Annotated in this window: 24 protein-coding genes; 3 read left to right on the top strand and 21 right to left on the bottom strand. The window is 45.6% G+C overall.

The window, feature by feature from the left end; translation table 11 throughout:
* Window positions 1-182: 182 nt before the first annotated feature.
* The 4 genes from HH196_RS11135 to HH196_RS11120 are packed head-to-tail and all read right to left on the bottom strand — an operon-like array spanning window position 183 to window position 3,705.
* Window positions 183-851, bottom strand: a complete 669-nt coding sequence (locus HH196_RS11135; RefSeq protein ID WP_248276858.1) for an energy-coupling factor ABC transporter permease — start codon at window positions 849-851, stop codon at window positions 183-185.
* Window positions 852-867: 16 nt separating this feature from the next.
* Complete coding sequence (gene rimI, locus HH196_RS11130) at window positions 868-1,302, bottom strand: ribosomal protein S18-alanine N-acetyltransferase (protein ID WP_169452185.1); 435 nt, start codon at window positions 1,300-1,302, stop codon at window positions 868-870.
* A 4-nt stretch (window positions 1,303-1,306) separates the two neighbouring features.
* A complete protein-coding gene (locus HH196_RS11125) occupies window positions 1,307-2,149 on the bottom strand; it encodes a hypothetical protein (protein WP_169452184.1) in 843 nt (280 codons plus the stop codon).
* Between the two features lie 17 nt (window positions 2,150-2,166).
* Window positions 2,167-3,705, bottom strand: a complete 1,539-nt coding sequence (locus tag HH196_RS11120) for a 2-isopropylmalate synthase (protein ID WP_169452183.1) — start codon at window positions 3,703-3,705, stop codon at window positions 2,167-2,169.
* Between the two features lie 169 nt (window positions 3,706-3,874).
* On the opposite strand from HH196_RS11120, the gene HH196_RS11115 reads away from it, so the two are divergent.
* Window positions 3,875-5,050 (top strand): MalY/PatB family protein, encoded by a 1,176-nt coding sequence (locus HH196_RS11115; protein ID WP_169452182.1) that lies wholly within the window; start codon window positions 3,875-3,877, stop codon window positions 5,048-5,050.
* Here the strand turns inward: HH196_RS11115 and epmA are convergent.
* From epmA to earP, 4 genes are all read right to left on the bottom strand, one after another.
* Window positions 5,013-5,981, bottom strand: coding sequence for an EF-P lysine aminoacylase EpmA (gene epmA, locus HH196_RS11110; protein WP_169452181.1), 969 nt, complete (start codon window positions 5,979-5,981; stop codon window positions 5,013-5,015). The genes HH196_RS11115 and epmA overlap by 38 nt on opposite strands.
* Before the next feature lie 180 nt (window positions 5,982-6,161).
* Complete coding sequence (gene efp / locus HH196_RS11105; protein ID WP_169452180.1) at window positions 6,162-6,725, bottom strand: elongation factor P; 564 nt, start codon at window positions 6,723-6,725, stop codon at window positions 6,162-6,164.
* Between the two features lie 304 nt (window positions 6,726-7,029).
* Window positions 7,030-7,602 (bottom strand): elongation factor P, encoded by a 573-nt coding sequence (locus HH196_RS11100; protein ID WP_169452179.1) that lies wholly within the window; start codon window positions 7,600-7,602, stop codon window positions 7,030-7,032.
* A 43-nt stretch (window positions 7,603-7,645) separates the two neighbouring features.
* The gene (gene earP, locus HH196_RS11095; RefSeq protein ID WP_169452178.1) at window positions 7,646-8,764 is read right to left on the bottom strand and encodes an elongation factor P maturation arginine rhamnosyltransferase EarP; all 1,119 of its coding nucleotides are present in this window, start codon (window positions 8,762-8,764) and stop codon (window positions 7,646-7,648) included.
* Between the two features lie 169 nt (window positions 8,765-8,933).
* Here earP and epmB point away from each other — a divergent pair, with 169 nt between their 5' ends.
* A complete protein-coding gene (gene epmB / locus HH196_RS11090) occupies window positions 8,934-9,938 on the top strand; it encodes an EF-P beta-lysylation protein EpmB (RefSeq protein WP_169452177.1) in 1,005 nt (334 codons plus the stop codon).
* On the opposite strand, the gene rfbD is transcribed toward epmB, so the two are convergent.
* From rfbD to rfbB, 4 genes are read right to left on the bottom strand one after another with little or no spacing between them, the layout of a single operon-like run.
* Window positions 9,931-10,800, bottom strand: a complete 870-nt coding sequence (rfbD, locus tag HH196_RS11085) for a dTDP-4-dehydrorhamnose reductase (RefSeq protein ID WP_169452176.1) — start codon at window positions 10,798-10,800, stop codon at window positions 9,931-9,933. The two genes, epmB and rfbD, sit on opposite strands and share 8 nt — an antisense overlap.
* A gap of 8 nt (window positions 10,801-10,808) precedes the next feature.
* On the bottom strand, window positions 10,809-11,354 hold the full coding sequence (gene rfbC / locus HH196_RS11080; RefSeq protein ID WP_169452175.1) for a dTDP-4-dehydrorhamnose 3,5-epimerase: 546 nt from the start codon (window positions 11,352-11,354) through the stop codon (window positions 10,809-10,811).
* Window positions 11,341-12,225: a glucose-1-phosphate thymidylyltransferase RfbA gene (gene rfbA, locus HH196_RS11075; protein WP_169452174.1), complete on the bottom strand. Its 885-nt coding sequence runs from the start codon at window positions 12,223-12,225 to the stop codon at window positions 11,341-11,343. Before rfbA ends, rfbC begins: the two co-directional genes overlap by 14 nt.
* Window positions 12,222-13,301, bottom strand: coding sequence for a dTDP-glucose 4,6-dehydratase (gene rfbB / locus HH196_RS11070; protein WP_169452173.1), 1,080 nt, complete (start codon window positions 13,299-13,301; stop codon window positions 12,222-12,224). The genes rfbA and rfbB overlap by 4 nt, the downstream gene beginning before the upstream one ends.
* Before the next feature lie 177 nt (window positions 13,302-13,478).
* On the opposite strand from rfbB, the gene HH196_RS11065 reads away from it, so the two are divergent.
* On the top strand, window positions 13,479-13,946 hold the full coding sequence (locus tag HH196_RS11065) for a hypothetical protein (RefSeq protein WP_169452172.1): 468 nt from the start codon (window positions 13,479-13,481) through the stop codon (window positions 13,944-13,946).
* Window positions 13,947-14,005: 59 nt separating this feature from the next.
* Here HH196_RS11065 and HH196_RS11060 read toward each other — a convergent pair whose 3' ends face one another.
* The 9 genes from HH196_RS11060 to HH196_RS11020 form a co-directional block, all read right to left on the bottom strand.
* Complete coding sequence (locus tag HH196_RS11060) at window positions 14,006-14,212, bottom strand: type II toxin-antitoxin system YoeB family toxin (RefSeq protein WP_169452171.1); 207 nt, start codon at window positions 14,210-14,212, stop codon at window positions 14,006-14,008.
* On the bottom strand, window positions 14,193-14,465 hold the full coding sequence (locus HH196_RS11055) for a type II toxin-antitoxin system Phd/YefM family antitoxin (RefSeq protein ID WP_169452170.1): 273 nt from the start codon (window positions 14,463-14,465) through the stop codon (window positions 14,193-14,195). The genes HH196_RS11060 and HH196_RS11055 overlap by 20 nt, the downstream gene beginning before the upstream one ends.
* 217 nt (window positions 14,466-14,682) lie before the next feature.
* On the bottom strand, window positions 14,683-14,979 hold the full coding sequence (locus HH196_RS11050; protein WP_169452169.1) for a CcdB family protein: 297 nt from the start codon (window positions 14,977-14,979) through the stop codon (window positions 14,683-14,685).
* Window positions 14,979-15,224 (bottom strand): type II toxin-antitoxin system CcdA family antitoxin, encoded by a 246-nt coding sequence (locus HH196_RS11045; protein ID WP_169452168.1) that lies wholly within the window; start codon window positions 15,222-15,224, stop codon window positions 14,979-14,981. The genes HH196_RS11050 and HH196_RS11045 overlap by 1 nt, the downstream gene beginning before the upstream one ends.
* Window positions 15,225-15,415: 191 nt before the next feature.
* Window positions 15,416-15,703 (bottom strand): type II toxin-antitoxin system RelE/ParE family toxin, encoded by a 288-nt coding sequence (locus HH196_RS11040; protein ID WP_169452167.1) that lies wholly within the window; start codon window positions 15,701-15,703, stop codon window positions 15,416-15,418.
* Window positions 15,704-15,934, bottom strand: coding sequence for a CopG family transcriptional regulator (locus HH196_RS11035; RefSeq protein ID WP_169452166.1), 231 nt, complete (start codon window positions 15,932-15,934; stop codon window positions 15,704-15,706).
* A 272-nt stretch (window positions 15,935-16,206) separates the two neighbouring features.
* Complete coding sequence (locus HH196_RS11030; protein WP_169452165.1) at window positions 16,207-16,704, bottom strand: hypothetical protein; 498 nt, start codon at window positions 16,702-16,704, stop codon at window positions 16,207-16,209.
* A complete protein-coding gene (locus HH196_RS11025) occupies window positions 16,697-17,287 on the bottom strand; it encodes a hypothetical protein (RefSeq protein ID WP_169452164.1) in 591 nt (196 codons plus the stop codon). The genes HH196_RS11030 and HH196_RS11025 overlap by 8 nt, the downstream gene beginning before the upstream one ends.
* Before the next feature lie 173 nt (window positions 17,288-17,460).
* The gene (locus HH196_RS11020) at window positions 17,461-17,697 is read right to left on the bottom strand and encodes a transcriptional regulator (protein WP_169452163.1); all 237 of its coding nucleotides are present in this window, start codon (window positions 17,695-17,697) and stop codon (window positions 17,461-17,463) included.
* Window positions 17,698-17,726: the final 29 nt, after the last annotated feature.

Genomic DNA, 17,726 nt, shown 5'->3' with positions numbered 1-17,726 from the left:
AATCTATCTTCTGAAATTAGCTGAAAGCACATCGTGCTTAAGGAAGGGCGTATTTTCGCTGATTAGCGTTCACGATACAAATCGAAAAATTTGACTCATCTTTCGGCACCCCTTCGGGGAACCTCCTACAATCGCACCCTGTAGGAACCTCCCCGCAGGGGCGGTGACTGATTTACTAGGGCTTACTGACTATCGATATAGACCTTCGCATCGAAAGTGCGAATCCAATCCGGATGAAACACCATCATCGCCGTCATGATAATGCCGTTGATGAGGCCTTCTGGAAAACTGATCAGCGGGAGATATCGCACATACTCATGGTAGATCGTCCCCCAGCTTAAGACACCATCGATCCCCAACAGAACACCTAGACTTAGACCGGAACTCGCAACAGTTACACCACCACCTAGGAAGGCGACTAAAAACAGATACGCAAAGAAGTTTGGCGGAATCGATCGCTCCACAAAGCGCAGAATGAGGAGTGTCACCGTAGCGGGAATAATAACGATGGTCAGCGTATTCAATCCCAATCTAGACCAATCCTCAATTCCAACAATTGTAATCCCTACTAATGCCAGAGCCCCTGCAAGAACGGCCAAGTCCCAGCCAAACATCAGCACCAAGGTCGTTATGCCAAGAAAGTGGATACTCAATCCTTGTGAGAGGCCGGCCCGAAAGGTCCAGGTCAGCATCAACACCACCATGGCGCCGAAAAGCAGGTGTTGTAGTCTAGGCTCGGCACGAAGCGCACCTACGGGTAATGTTCGAATCGCCCAACCTAAACTTGATAAGACAAATAACCAACTTATGAGTTGTAGCGCAAAACTGATCGTTATCGTTTCACTATTCATAGACAAACCAACAGATCTATTTGGACATTAGAATCGCATCTTCACGACCACTGCCTTGCAGCAATGGGTAGTAACCTTTACGCACTCCATCCTCACTAAAACCGAGGCTCTTATAGAGACGAATCGCTGCAATGTTACTCTGCCGCACTTCAAGCAGCAGGCGTTTAGTACCAAGTTCATGCAAAACATTGATACTTGATTGCAACAAACGATGTCCGATTCCAGCACCCTGAAATTGCGGTAAAACACCTATACGAAGTAGTTCAGCTTCATCAAACAGTATGCTAAAAACCGCATAGCCAACAGGCTTTTCATCACCAATTAGTGTCACGATATAACGGTTACTTTGGTTTAGATACGTAAGCCATTGCGATTCTGACCAATGATCAGGAAAGGTGTCTTGATCTAAGGCAACAATCGTTGCGAGATCTTGTTGAGAAGCGACACGCATTGCGTTACTGCTTGGGAACTAGAGGCTGGATATCGTTCCAGATTTGGCGCTTAAACTCTGGCAACTGCAAAGCCTGACTCAGCGTTTGAGTAACTAGATAGTTAACTCCCAATTCAGGGTGAGCCGTTAATACACCCGACTCAGCTTCAGAGTCGACAACCCATCGCGGCAGCGCCTGACCAAACATAAGGATATTCTCTACGCCGGGCTCACGAAGCAGGAACTTCACCTGACGCTGTGCGTAGCGAAGCGCCTCTTGGGGACCTTGATCCAAACTTTTTCCGGTAAACATTGGCCACTCAAGCGTTATAGGAAGGGTTAGCTGTGTCGCATCCTCACCCAAACTACGCACTATTCCTGCTAACAGGCGCTTATGCGCATCAGAGAAACCTAACCTACCGCGAACCGGTAAATCATCCACTACCAGCAGGCGACCAACACGCGCCATCGTAATGCGATACCTAGGTGCAGGTTCGATCGAAACTTTAGGCTGCGGTGTAAATTCAGTTTTCGGTGCGGCTTCAGCAACACCCGTAAGCGACTCTAAATTCGGTCTAACAGTTGGGCTCGCTGGCTGAGTAAATTCAGGCTCAACATAACCATGCCCATTCTCAGACCCAAGCGTGTGATGAATTTGAGCCATTGCCCGCTGCTCTGCATGTGGTGCAACAGGGGCATGTGCACCCATAACCAGAGCACTCTCAAATTCATCATCACCCAAAAGTTCTGACGGATGGACAAAGCGATAAACCCAATCAGGCGACGCTGGAGCATTCGACAACTGAGCACGAGGCAGCCATTGCTGGATGCCTAACTGCTCTAAGTAGTGTGCCTGAGTTGTATTCATAGGAGTGACTTCTCGGTTTAAACCTGCGGATGCGCTTTTTCAGAGTTTGCATCCAACATATTCAGCGCGTGGATGTAGGCCTTGGCAGACGCAATGATGACATCGGTATCAGCACCCAGACCATTGACGATTCGACCGCCACGCTCTAGCCTCACTGTAACCTCGCCTTGTGAATCTGTCCCCTCCGTCACTGCATTCACAGAGTAGATCAGCAGCGTCGAACCTGAATTCACGATAGACTCAATCGCTTTGAAGATGGCATCAACAGGGCCACTGCCACTTGCTTCCGCACGCTTCTCTTCGCCAGCGACGTTCATCACCATCTGCGCATTTGGCGTCTCACCAGTCTGCGAAGTTACCGACATGCTAACCAACTGGAAGCGATCACTTGCAGCTTCAGCTCGGCTATTGCTCACAAGCGCAACCAGATCTTCATCAAAGATCTCGTGCTTCTTATCCGCCAACACTTTGAAGTTTTGGAACGCGGCATTTAGCTCAGTATCCGTTTTGAAGGTTGTACCTAGCTCTTCCATGCGTGACTTAAAAGCAGCACGACCTGAGTGCTTGCCAAGGACCATTTTATTGGTGCTCCAGCCAACATCTTCAGCCGTCATGATCTCGTAAGTCTCACGGTGTTTAAGTACACCATCCTGGTGGATGCCAGACTCATGCGCAAAGGCATTCGCCCCCACAATGGCTTTGTTCGGCTGAACTGGGAAGCCTGTCACACTAGAAACTAACTTAGAGGCCGCAACAATCTGTTGAGTATTAATATTTGTCTCAACACCCATCACATCTTTACGGGTACGAAGCGCCATCACAATCTCTTCAAGCGCCGCATTACCGGCACGTTCACCCAGACCATTGATCGTACACTCAACCTGACGCGCACCTGCACCGACTGCAGCCAACGAGTTGGCAACAGCTAGGCCTAAATCGTTGTGACAGTGTACCGAGAAGATCGCTTTATCCGCATTTGGGATACGTTGAATGAGCTGACCAATGACCTCAGCAAATTGATGCGGCACGGCGTAACCCACGGTGTCTGGTATGTTAATTGTGCGAGCACCAGCATCGATCACTTTTTCGATAATGTGGCACATAAAATCAAGTTCAGAACGGCTTGCATCCTCAAGTGAGAACTCAACATCATCCATTAAATTGCGGGCACGTTTAACAGCATGTACTGCCTGCTCAACCACACGATCAGGCTCCATCTGCAGCTTGTACTTCATGTGAATTGGCGAGGTTGCAATAAAGGTGTGAATTCGACCCTGGGCTGCATTCTTCAGCGCTTCACCAGCACGATCAATATCTGCATCCAAGGCACGTGCTAGCGAGCAGACACGGCTTTCAGTGATGTTATCTGCAATATTCTTAACTGCTTCAAAGTCACCAGGACTGGCTATCGCAAAACCAGCTTCAATAACATCGACGCGCATACGCTCGAGTTGACGTGCGATACGCAGCTTCTCTTCGCCGGTCATTGAAGCACCAGGGCTCTGCTCACCATCACGAAGGGTCGTATCAAATATAATTACGCGATCGTTGCTCATAAAAAACGTCTCCTGCACAGCGCTGCGGATACATAAGGCCATTAGCCGTATACTTAATATTGGTATCCGCTATGATAACGGAAAAACAGCATACCCGAGTACCCCATAAACAGGTTTAATTGGGAGTCACTCTCCTTCGCAGATACGATCCCGACATAGGATATTGATAATGCAAAAGCCAGATTTTGATGCAGAGATCCACCGTACCGGCACCAGCAGTCAGAAATGGGACAAGTATGAAGGGCGCGATATCATTCCGATGTGGGTTGCAGACAGTGATTTCATGTCACCAGAGCCCGTTAAAAAAGCGCTGATCGAACGGATTGAACACGGCATCTTTGGCTACACCAATACCCCTGATGAGCTGAACAGGCTATTTATCGATCGTATGGCTCGTCTCTATAACTGGCAAGTTTCAGAAGAGGAGCTCATTTGGCTACCTGGGTTGGTGACTGGTCTGCATCTTGCTTGTCGTGCAAGTAAACAAAATTCAGTCGAAAGCATCTCAGTCGCGACCCCTACACCTATCTACCCACCCTTTAAGTCAGCCCCAGCGCTTTCAGGTTGTAAGGTTGTGACTGTGCCAATGAGGGAAGATGCCGGGCGTTACGTGATCGACTTTAGCGCGCTAGAACAGGTCGCAGAAGAGATAGACCTACTGCTCTTCTGCAATCCTCATAACCCTGGTGGCACGATCTATCGCGAAGATGAATTAAAGAGACTTGGCGAACTGGCTATTCAGTATGATTTTATAATCTGCTCAGACGAGATCCACTGTGACCTGCTGCTAGAACCAGCAGCTAAACACATTCCACTCGCCTCAATCTCACCGGAGATCGCAGCGCGCACCATCACACTGATGGCCCCTAGCAAAACATGGAATATTGCAGGCTTAGGCTGCTCGGTAGCTGTCATTCAAAACTCAGATATTCGCCAAAGGTTTCAGCAGATACGTAAAGGGATTGTGCCAGACGTAAACCTGCTTGGTTACACAGCAGCCATCGCTGCATATCGAGAAGGAGATGAGTGGAATCAGCAGCAGTGTCACTATCTTAAAGATAATAGAGATCTCACCCTAGAGCGTATCAATAGCATGCCCGGCCTCTCTCTTAACTCCTTTGAGGCGACTTACCTGGCTTGGATAGACTGCAGCAAAGCCAATCTCGAAGACCCGCACGCCTTTTTTGAGCAAGCAGGTGTCGGCCTCTCACCCGGCAGGGATTTTGGAGACCCCAATTTTGTAAGGATGAATTTGGGATGCACACGCGCAACGCTTAAAGCTGCACTGGATAGAATGGAACGGGCGCTTAACAACGCTCAAACCCAAAGGGGATCACCTCTTTGATATCTCGCGCGCCGACTTTAATCATCAGGAGACGATCAAAACCTAGGGCGACCCCAGCACACTGAGGGATGCCACTTTCGAGTGCTGATACTAAACGGGTCTCAAGTGGACGAAGTGGCATGCCTGCTGATTCACGAAAGGCCCAGTCAGCATCCATACGATTGGCTTGTTCGTTCGGGTCTCGAAGTTCCTGGTAACCGTTTGCAAGTTCCATACCCCCAGCATAGAGCTCAAAACGGGTCGCAACACTCACCCCAAACTCATCCAGCTTTATCTCTGCTAAAGCCGCCTGTGATGCCGGAAAGTCAGTGACGAGTGTTGGTTCAATCAACTTGGGTTCAATTAGATGGGACATCACCAGCTCCAACCAAGTATCTTTTCGCGCATCAGTAAAGGCGCATTCAAAATGAGGCTCTAGCAGGGCTTTGAGGTCGTCAATGCTAGCTGCATGAGGATCGACTCCCACGAACTGCTGAAACAACTCTCTGTAGGTAAGACGTTGCCAGTGTTGCTCACCCAAAATAGCACTCACCAACGCTTGTACCTCGTCCATGAGCTGGTCAGCACTGAACCGAGGACGGTACCACTCGAGCATAGTGAATTCGGGGTTGTGGTACCGCCCTACTTCACCGTTACGAAAAACCTTACCCAACTGGTAGATGGGGCCACTATCGAAGGCTAGCAGACGCTTCATGGCATACTCGGGCGAGCTTTGTAGGTAGTGAGGTTCAACGTCACCTGCTGGGTGCCTTTGGAATGAGACCTCAATTGAATCGATAAAGGGGTCACTCACAGCCGCTTTAGAGATGCACTGTGTATCAACCTCCATTACGCCACGCTCAGCAAAAAAAGCTCGCACCTGCGCCAGCATCTTGGCACGCTCTCTAAGCGTCAAAATCTCAGCCGTTGGCTGCCAATGATTACGATTCATTAACTTTTTATACCCTTGGTGTCCGGCTTCAGCCTGACAACCGCTTGTTAACCCACGATGTTAGGGGTCAGAGTAGTCGAGCCTGCCTGCGGATTCGACGACTCTGACCCCTAAATTTCCAATTTACACTTTCCAACAAAAAACGGCAGCCTAAGCTGCCGTTTCAAAGCCACATAACAATTAAGCGCGGCTTACATACTCACCTGTACGCGTATCGATACGCAATACATCGCCAGTGTTAACAAAGAGTGGCACACGAACAACAGCCCCTGTGCTAACAGTCGCAGGTTTAGTACCACCCTGTGCCGTATCACCTTTGAGACCAGGATCCGTCTCAGTTACTTCTAGCTCTACGAAGTTTGGTGGAGTCACAGCAATCGGGTTGTTGTTCCAAAGAGTAACCATCACTTTGTCACCCTCTTTCAGCCACTTAGCACAGTCTGCTACCGCATTCTGATCTGCTGCGTGCTGCTCGAAGGTGTCCGGTTCCATGAAGTGCCACATCTCGCCATCGTTGTAGAGATACTCCATATCACGATCCATAACATCTGCAGTTTCAGCTGATTCGTTCGATTTGAAGGTACGTTCCCAAATACGACCGGTTAGAAGGTTGCGAAGGCGTACGCGAGTAAAAGCCTGACCTTTGCCCGGTTTTACAAACTCAACTTCAACCATGTTACATGGATCGCCATCGATCATTACTTTCATACCAGTTTTGAACTGGCCACTAGAGACGTTTGCCATATAAATTCCCAGTGTAATTACTTGTTTGACGCGCAATCAGCTTCTAACGGTGTGTTAAACAATTAAGAGCGCACTAATGGTGCGGTGAGTATACCCCTAGGGAGGTGAGGGTCAAAACTTTAATCCCTTCAAATTGAGCACAAATTGCCGAAATAGGACTCAAATCTAAGAAGATCAAATGAAATGCAAGATTTTTGGCAGGGGTTGAGTGAAGATTCGCTAGAGTAGAAATAAATCAGGCCCTGGGAACTATGCATTCACAGGGCCTGATTTAGCTTAGATTTCGGGATATAGTGTAAATCTATTAAACCGGAGCCTTAGCACGTGATTTGTATTCGCCATTGCGTGTATCAATTTCGATCCAGTCGCCGATTTCACAGAAGTCTGGGATCTTAATCTCAGTACCGTTGCTTAGACGGCCAGGCTTCATAACTTTACCGCTGGTGTTGCCACGGTCAGAACCTTCAGTGTATTCAACCTGACGAATAATCGTTGTTGGTAGATCTACAGAGATAACTTTACCCTGGAAGAACACGGCACTACATACATCGGTCATACCGTCGATGATGTAAGGGATAACACTTTCGATGTCTTCAGCGTTGAGTTCGTACTGGTTGTACTCTTCATCAACAAAGACGTACATCTCATCAGATTTATATGAGTAAGTTACATCGATCTGATCAAGGATAACCTGCTCCATTTTGTCATCAAATTTGTATACAGTTTCTGATGTTGAACCTGAAAGTAGGTTTTTCAGCTTCATTTTCATGATCGCGCTATTGCGGCCAGATTTGGTGTACTCCGCTTTCTGAACGATCCATGGTGCGCCATCGATTAGGACGACGTTGTTTACTTTAATATCTTGTGCTGTTTTCAAGATGGTTCTCGGTTAAAAAGTGAGCAAAATTGCTGCGCGCTTTTTACCAGTTTTCTGTGAATTCTGCTAGAGATTCTGCAAGGCTTTTTTGCTTACTAAGTTGCCTGCAACAATCCTCTGAATGCCCCGCTATTGCTAACCCATTGAGTTTCCAGAAGTTCCAAGAATCACCAAGTGATTCTTCAAGATTCCACGCTATCCAGAGATCTCTAATTACTTTTGATGTGACGGGGTCTGCATCGGCTAAATAGTGGCTTAAAAACGCTTCAAGTTTTTCAATATGCGCCAACTCTTCTTGCTGATAAATATGCCAAATAAACGGTTTACCTGCCCACTGGGCACGCACAAATGAGTCCTCACCTCGGACAAAATTGATATCGCAGCTCCACAGGAGTTGGTCATACTCAAGCTGTGAGACGAATGGAATAGATTGAATGGTTAATGTGCCGCGCCTATGAACCTCGCCTTTTTCAAGCCCATTAACTCCCAACCAAGCTGCCACTCCTGATTCAACTCTTCCTCGAGGAACCAAAAGGTGCGATGAATCTGGAGCGTTAGAGAGAGCATCTAACCAAGAGTCTATAGCTGTATTCTCATAGGTGAAGAGTGAAATCAGCGTTGAATCAGCATCTCTCACCACACCCAGCTTTTTAAGAAACTCCGTTTGCTGTTGCTTGTCGAACGCATCGCGTCGAGAGATAAGATCAGACTCTCGCAGCAGCCCACCGGTCTGCGCAGCAAACCCAGGGAAGAAGAAATATTTATCGGGGCCAATCATCTGCGGTGAGGGTAAACGGTGACACCCTTCAACCCAAGACTCAGCGCTTAGATATTCAAGATTAATCCAAAGCGACGCTGGCGTACGCTCTGACATCGCTCGTTTCAATAAATCGGGAAGTTCACACGCAAAAGCTTCAATAACGATATCTGATGGAGTTATCGAAAGATCCGCAAGCCAATGAATAATCGAAACCCCATATACGGATTGCTCACTAGCAGACTGATCAACCTCTGGGCAGATATGTTGGAATGATGCCAAATCATCCACAAAGAGACGCACAGGAAAATTAAACTCTTGGGAGAGCTGTCGTGCCAAGCGCCAGGTAACACCAATATCGCCATAGTTATCGATGACGTGACAGAAGATATCCCAAGATTTCATAGCGCTTTAGCCTTCGAAAAATGTATCAGCATATTCTACCTAACTTTCCTTCTCTCTTTCTGCCTAGCGAAACTCAAATAATGTCCTCAAATCATTCAATGTGGCATGATGGCACCACTATCAAAACAACTACCAAAGCAACTATCTATCAAGCGATCTACCCAAGTCGATGAATAACCTCATTCAAGTCAGTAACAATGATGATTGGCAGCATGCACTGCGCAATGCGGTTACTCGACCTGAAGAGTTACTGCAGCTTCTTAAACTTCCGAATGAGCTGCTACCTGCAGCGAAATCTGCAGCAGAGCTGTTTCCACTTCGCGTGCCACGAGAGTTTGTATCGAGAATCGAAGTAGGCAATGAAAATGACCCACTTCTGCGTCAGATACTTCCTATCCATTTAGAACATGCTGAGGTACCTGGGTATAGTAATGACCCACTCGAAGAAGCCAGCGCATCTCCAGTGCCGGGCCTGGTGCACAAATATAAAGACAGAGTACTGCTTATAACCAGCGGTGCCTGCGCCATTAATTGCCGCTACTGTTTTCGTAGACACTACCCCTATGAAGAAAACCAACTGGGCGGCGCGCAGTGGCAATTCGCACTGCAATATATTAGAGAAAACACAGATCTTAAAGAGGTGATCTTCTCAGGCGGCGACCCATTAGTAACAAGTGATACACGACTCTTAAAAATGCTAAATGATCTTGAGTCGATAGAGCACCTAGAGCGAGTCAGATTCCATACTCGCTTTCCTGTCGTTATCCCAACGCGAATTACAGAGCAGTTTTGCCAGATACTCGCCAATACGAGATTGAACAGCGTCGTTGTACTGCACATTAATCACAGTAACGAGATCGATCGTGATCTTGGCGATGCTATTAGCAAACTAAAATCAGCTGGTGCAACGGTATTAAACCAAGCAGTATTGCTAAAAGGGGTTAATGACACCGCGAACGAACTGGCCAACCTATCGCGCAAACTCTTCAATCACGGGGCGCTACCTTACTACCTTTTCCTCTTTGACCCTGTAGCAGGCGCAAGTCACTTTGATGTTGGAGATGAAGAAGGTTTAACAATTTACAAGGAGCTTCAAGCGGAGCTACCTGGCTATTTACTGCCGAAACTTGCTAAAGAGATTCCTGGCAGAAGTTCTAAGACTCTAATTACGTGACTCTCTGAAGCACCTTCTCCAATTCTGCCCTCCAATCACAAGGGTACACACCAAAATCTCGACTTACCTTAGAAGAATCTAACATCGAATTTTGAGGACGTTTGGCTAAACTGGGGTATTCATGCGTTTGAATCGGGGTTGTGTCGGGCCTTCTTTCTAGCAAACCTTTCTCTTGTGCCAACGTAAAAATCGTCTCAGCAAACTCATACCATGAACAATATGGCTGGCCTGCAAAGTGGTATGTCCCCCAATTAAGAGCGCCTTGTTCAGAATATCGGGTTGCCATTAATAACAGGAGATTGGCTACTGAGGTAGCGCTCGTCGGCCCACCAACTTGGTCATTCACAATTTTAAGTTGCTCAGCTTTACTCTTAGCAAGTTTAAGCATCGTCATAACAAAGTTAGGTGATTGCTCAGAGAAGAGCCAAGATGTTCGCAGAATGATATGACGCTCCGCTGCCTGCTGCACTGCACGCTCACCAGACAACTTGCTCTCGCCATACACATTAAGAGGATGTGGAACATCGGATTCGCAATATGCGCGGTCCAATTCACCATCAAATACATAGTCGGTTGATAGATGAATAATAGGAATCTCAGCTTGGTTACAAGCTTCCGCAAGATAACGCGGGCCTTCACTATTAGTGATAAACGCTGAGCGTGAGTCACTTTCAGCTTTATCGACTGCCGTGAAGGCCGCTGTATTAATCAATAAATCCGGTTTAATTTTTTTAAAAACAGCATCAATCTGAAACTTATCAGTGATATCAAGTTCTGTGTGTGAAACACCCAAAAGCTCGAGATCTGAGAGCCGAGAAAGTCTCAACAACGCTTGACCAAGCTGCCCCTTACATCCCGTCACAATTACTCTCACCGCGAGTAACCCGCGGCAATCTCACGAAGAGTAGGAAGCTTAGAATCCTTATAGGACAAGATGGGCTCGACCGACGGCCAATCAATAGCCACATCTGAGTCATTCCAGATCAAACCTGCCTCATCTTGTGGGTGGTAATACTCAGTACATTTGTAGTGCGATTCGGCAAACTCACTGAGCACCAAGAACCCATGTGCATATCCGGGCGGGATCCACAGCTGTTTGTGATTTTCAGCTGATAGCTCTAAACCTACATACTGACCAAAGGTTGTTGAAGTGGGATTTACGTCTACAGCCACATCGTAGACAGCACCTAGGGTACAGCTAACTAACTTGCCTTGAGGATGATTGCGTTGATAGTGCAGTCCGCGCAGCACACCCTGCTTGGATCGAGACACATTGTCTTGCACAAAAGGGAAGTGAACCCCAGCTTCAGCATATCTATCAACCTGAAAAGTCTCTTTAAAGTAACCACGTTCATCACTAAAGACCCGAGGCTCAATTATGAGCACCCCCGGCAACTGAGTTTTAGTTACGTTCATCAAAACCTTCTTCTGCAATACGAAGCAGATATTGGCCATAACCGGTTTTAGATAAACGTTGCCCCTGCTCTTTAAGTGCTTGCGCGATTAGCCAGCCATTTCTAAAACCGATCTCCTCAAGGCAAGCTACTTTCAAGCCTTGACGATGCTCTATTGCCTGGACAAACTGTCCAGCTTCCATCAGTGCGTCATGGGTACCCGTATCCAGCCAAGCAAAACCGCGCCCTAACTGTGTTACCTGCAGTTCATCATCTTTTAAATACAGATTATTTAGATCGGTAATTTCCAACTCCCCCCTTTGACTAGGGGCAAGTTGTTTAACGAAATCAATGGCGCGATTGTCATAAAAATAGAGACCGGTAACCGCTAACGCGGATTTTGGCTGTGCTGGCTTCTCTTGTATGGAAACCACCTTACCTTTCTCATCTAACTCAACCACACCAAAATGCTCTGGGTGCTTAACTGGATATGCAAAAATATGTGCACCCTGATTCAATTCTGCCGCCTGCTTTAAAAGCGCTGTAAAACCATATCCATAGAAGAGATTATCACCAAGGATCAAACAGACTGATTCGTCACCGATAAAATCCGCCCCAATAAGCAAAGCCTGGGCAATACCTTCAGGTGATGGCTGAACAGCGTAACTAAGCGTAATTCCAAATTCGCGCCCATCGCCTAATAGGTTTTGAAAAGCTGTTTGATCATCACTCGTGGTAATAATCAAAATCTCCCGAATCCCCGCTAACATCAAGACTGACAATGGGTAATAGATCATAGGCTTATCGTAGATGGGCAAGAGCTGCTTGGAGATCCCTTTGGTAATAGGGTGAAGACGTGTGCCATAACCACCGGCAAGGACAATACCTTTCATTGCTGCTCCTCGTTGAGGCCAAGTCTATTCAGCGTATAGCCACCCTCAATGAGAGCTTGCCACCAAGAGGGATTATCCAAATACCACTGGACCGTTTTACGAAGGCCCGAACTAAAGCTCTCTTTAGGTAACCACCCTAATTCAGCCGATATCTTAGAACTATTAAGTGCGTAGCGTTTGTCATGACCAGGCCGATCTTCAACAAACTTAATGAGTTCAGAATAACTTTGCAGATCATTAGGCCTATTAGGGGCTAGCTCATCTAGCAGCTCACAAATTGCATAGGCCAGATCAATATTGGCCACCTGGTTATTGCCACCAACATTGTAGCTATCGCCCACTCGCCCCTCAGTCGCAACAGTAATCAAGGCTTCTACATGGTCGTCAACATAGAGCCAATCTCTAATCTGCTTGCCATCGCCATAAACGGGAATATTCTGCCCCGTTAACGCATTTAAAATGGTATGCGGTATAAACTTTTCTGGGTATTGGTATGGGCCATAGTTGTTCGTGCAGTTCGAAATAACCACCGGCAACCCGAAGGTGCGGTGCCAGGCCCGCACTAGATGATCCGAACTTGCTTTTGAAGCAGCGTATGGAGAGCTCGGTTTATAGGAGGATGACTCTGTACTAGCAATATCCTGAAAAGATAGATCACCAAAAACCTCATCCGTAGAGATGTGATGAAAACGAAATGCCTCTTTTTGATCACGTGGCAATCGACTCCAATAAGCCCGAGTCACCTCAAGAATTGAATAAGTACCAACAATATTGCTTTCAATAAACGCAGCTGGGCTATCGATAGATCGATCTACATGAGTCTCTGCCGCCAAATGCATCACCACTTCAGGTTTGAAACTATTAAAGACCATGGTTAGTTGTTCGCCATTACAGATATCTAGCTCAACAAACTCAAACCGATCATCAAAGTACTCAAGTGAACCTAATGAAGCTAGATTTCCTGAATAGGCGAGCTTATCAACCACACAAACCGAATGCGTGCTTTTAGTAAGCAAAGCGCGAACAACAGCTGAACCGATAAATCCGGCTCCACCTGTAATAAGAAAGCGGCTCATTAAGATCCTTGTCCAAATGGGTATTAAAGTGCTTTGAAGACGTCATAGCTGATAGGTAATAAAACAAACTTAAAGTTGGCAGCTTCCAGCAAACACTGTATGTTAATCTTAAGTTAAGTTTTAGAGAATATTGCAATGCACTCTATAAGAATAAAAATAGCTCTACTTGCTATGACCTTGGCAATTACTGGCTGCATAACTAAGCCTGAAAAAGTAGCTAAGTCTGAACCTGCAATTCAGAAACCGACTGCAGCGCTTGTCATTCACCAACTAGATCTCACTCCTTCAAAAAATGGGCATTCAACCCATGCCACCATCGACTTTACCAACCAGACAGGCAGAGAGCTCAGCTACGTGATGTTTAAAGCTACCGCTTTTGACAATAAGGGGCACATTATCAGAGCTCACAAAAGCGGTGCAGAACATGCATTTCTCAGGGTAGCCGGCCCATTCTCAAAGGATAGCCGATCAGGTGGCCAACGCTGGGAAAAAGTTTGGACTCAAAACAGACCTGCCTGTTTTGCTATTGAAGGTGCAGAGCTTATTTTTTCTGATTCAAGTGTAGAAGAGATTCAAGCAGATGAAATAGCGTTAAATCATTTTAACAGCTGCGAAGTGGTCGAACATAACTTAGCTACAAACTAATGATCGTAGTACCCACCAATAGCGAATACGTATACATAGTTCTGATCGAATTTATAGATTCAACGATCTTTTCTAGAAATTCTTCTAGACCACAAACCGGACAAGTTGTGCTTTAGTGGCTCAGGTTTACCAAGCCCAATTGTCGGGTCCTCAGATCGAATAAGCTCTTTTAGTAATTTACAAAGTGATTTGTGAAGAAGCTTATCTTTATCTCGAAGAGACTCATAAACAGACCAAGTATTACCTTCAAATACTAGTGATCTCATGAATCTGTTCTTGAGTTGGGTGATAACCAGCCTGGCTATTATGTGAGCTTAGAGAAACCGCTATTTGCTGCATCAAGTCAGAGTTTTGAAGGACATAGAGAGTCTCTTGTTCACGCTCCCAATCTTCAGCACTCATCACGATAAAATCTTGGCCTGATCTACGAGTCACCTTGACCGGCTCATGTCGATTGGATACTAACTCCACAACACTTTTTAGATTATCTCGAAACTTTTTAACGCTTATAGAGTCCATATCCGCTCCAAACTTGTACGGTATTCCCGTACATAAGATGTCAGATTGCGCACTAAAATCAAAGCGATAAAAATAATAAGCCCGAGCAACCAAAAGCTACCCTGACTAATGTGGTCAAGTGCCACACATGCTTGTTTAGGCCTTGATAAGAAGTCATTTTTCAAATTTGAAGTGAGTATAAGAATCTGCAACCAAACGCTTGGAGTAGAGGATGGAATTAGAATCCCGAAAACAACATATCAATTGATTTAAGTATTCTTTGCTCATCACTCAACAGAGAACAGACATAATCTTGTAACTCTCGATTCGGAATCGCAGCCAAAAACTGAACACCCAACATATACTTTTCGCCATCCACGTAAAAAAGGGGATTCAAATTTGAGGCCGGTTTCAAGGTTCCGTCTAGAGTCAGAAGAGGTGCAACAACACGGGTTGTTAGATCGCTTAAGAGGTCAGCTTGCAAAACCAAGACAAGCCCACCGTCTTTTAAACGGTAAACATCGTACCTAGCCATTAAAAAGACCTAAACTTTTCGAGAGGCAAACCATTCTCTTCAACGAATGCATTAGAAGACAATAGAGCTTCTTTATTCTCTTGTAGCCAACGCTCACGAAGCTTGTTCTTAACAGCTTCCTGAATACCGACTTCTGCTGATCTAGAAATATTAACTCCAACCTCTTTCGCTATAGTTAATAGCTCAGCATCAATAGATAAATTTGTTGGGCGCCTAGTGGTTGATCGTGGATTCGCTGAATGCATAAAATGACCTCACATAAGAATGCGTAAATTTTATGCGCATATTATTTACTTTGCAAATAAGAGTTTAGGCGTTGATTAGCAGTCGTTTTTCAAATTGGAAGTGAGTTTAAGAATCAGCGAACAAACCAAAGTTTTATCACTTTTTAATTGAGGGAGCTATTTGGTGTCCGGCTTAAGCCTGAGAGCTTGCGTTAAAGCCATTCATCTACATCCTGGCCACCCAATATAGCCATTATTTCGACTTGTGATGACTGAATACGAAAATATATGGTATCCGCCTTATATACACAGCGACGGTAGCCTATTCGGATATGATCAACAGCCGGGTAATGCTCCGGACGCTCAGATATCTTTTCAAAACAGTCAAAGAATCCCCAAAAGTAGCTATCCGCCTGTTCTTCTCCAAACTGCTCGAATCCGTATTGGTATATTCGCTGCAGATCCAACTTAGCATGATGGGAGATTTTGTAGTGAGACACTTAGCGACCTAAAAGAGTTTTAAACTCAGCCAAGATCTCTTCAGCGGACTGTTCTACGAAACCACTTAGTTCTGCAACTTCAAGTTTCCTATTTATCATTTCGGCCCTACGCGCCCTACGAATAAGATCATTAACGAGCTCACTTTTGCTGGCATAGTCACCAATATTCTCAACATGATCCTTAAGCCAAGCGTCATTTTGAGCAGTGAGAGAAATACTTTGTCGTGTCATTAGCGATGCCTCTAATCTACAAATGGCGTAATGATGCAATAATGCACCAAGGAAATACTAATAACAATTCAATTGGGTGCTAAAAAGTGACTCCCCCAAAATCTGGGGCAAAAGCGAACAAGGTGCCGATAAGGCGTCGTTATCGTATTGGAAGGGGCAATAAGAATCAGTGACTTAACCTAGTTCGTTTTGTCACTTTTTGTTGTTTTTCATCTTCTACCGGTGTCTGACCTCCGGTCTGACACCACTTTATGCTGCAGCTTTTCAGCTAATTACCTAGCCCGACAAAGCGCCTTAGAAAGCCTCGAAACAGCACTGCGCTGATATCTCATTAACGGCTTCAATAATGCCGCCCGCTTACCCTCAAGGGAACCATATTTAAGATCCCAATTTGCAACTTTAACGAAAAGGTTTTGGGCCTCAACAAGATCTGACTTCTTTTGGTAGCCTAGTTCGGAGTAATGAACATGATTCAGATTTTCAGCATACTGCATAAAATGGGCACAGCTAAAATCAGCTTCCCAATAAGTCTGATTATAGACTTTCATTACCCTCCTATACTCAAGTAAAGCGTTTGCAGCATCAACCGTTTGCTCATACCCGTAACCTAAAGCTAATAAGTCACCTGCGATTTCTTGAAACAGAGGGTCACTTATATGAGTAGTTGCGACATTCAAACCATGCTTTACAGCATTTCGCGCAGAGCGCTCCTTACCACGCTTAGAGATAGGGCCAGTAGACCTTCTAACCCCAGCAGCCTTATCAGGCATGTTCAGTCTCGATTAGCAGCTTTGCGTTTTCCGCCTCGATACGCTCCAGCTCAAGATCCATTTTATTGATAATACGTTTCTTGAAATCTATCGCATCAAGGCTTTTCTGAAGATGCCTAAGATTTTGAACCTGCCTATTTATTAAATCATCTAAGGTCCTCAAATCTTTTATCTTAGATGAGGTAGCTTTAGAACGTAGCTCATCAATAGTGACACCCTTCCAAATATTGAGCTCAGTTTCAAATAACTCATACTCTTCTGAGTATCGCCCCTTTTCAATCGCTTCCGATAACCGTGGAGCCAATTTGGGAGCACCGGGCTTTGAAAAACTAAAATCACGAACTAGACCTATCATTGCAGAATGAACCAAAGACTCTTTGTCTTGTGTATGTCTTTTAATCCAAAAGAAACCCTGAGCGATTTGCTCGATAATCAACACTGACAATACGGAGGGCTTATCGAGCTCATAGTAGAGCCCCTGCAGAACCTCTTCGTATTCAAAGTTCCCCTCATCCATATGGACAGTGCGAACGCGATTGAGCAGTTCAAGATGCTCGTCTTTAACTGTAATTTTAGCTGCCATATCTCACCTCATAACTTTAGTAGGTGTAACAATTAAAACACAGCTTTGTATATAGCGTAGCCTAACAAGAATTTAGCAATCGGAAAGAGCTGTACAAACCTGAACAAAAGGACTCGCAAGGATAATCAAAGAGCTTTTTGTAGGAGGGCCCTGCCCGCAGGGTAGGCCCCGACCTATTTGAGATGAAGCACCACCCCAGGATTCACAAGCGGATCCCCAGTAAACTCAACGCCGGCCTCTTCTAGACAAACCTTTAGTGCATGCAAAGTTTTAGCATTACTCGAAGGCACCCCATCTTGAACCTCATACCTACGAATTGAAGCGACACCAACACTACTGTGAATAGCCAGATCTAATGCACTCCAACCTAGCAACGCACGACCAGCTCGAATTTGACTTGATGATATCATTATTTATCTATATGATCTTTTTTATATCA

Origin of the sequence: Marinobacterium sp. LSUCC0821 (assembly GCF_012848475.1) — a bacterium.
In the GTDB taxonomy this organism is placed as follows: Bacteria; Pseudomonadota; Gammaproteobacteria; order Pseudomonadales; family Balneatricaceae; genus Marinobacterium_E.
The sequence above is the reverse complement of the archived record's forward strand: the minus strand, read 5'-3'. Positions and strand labels throughout refer to the sequence as shown.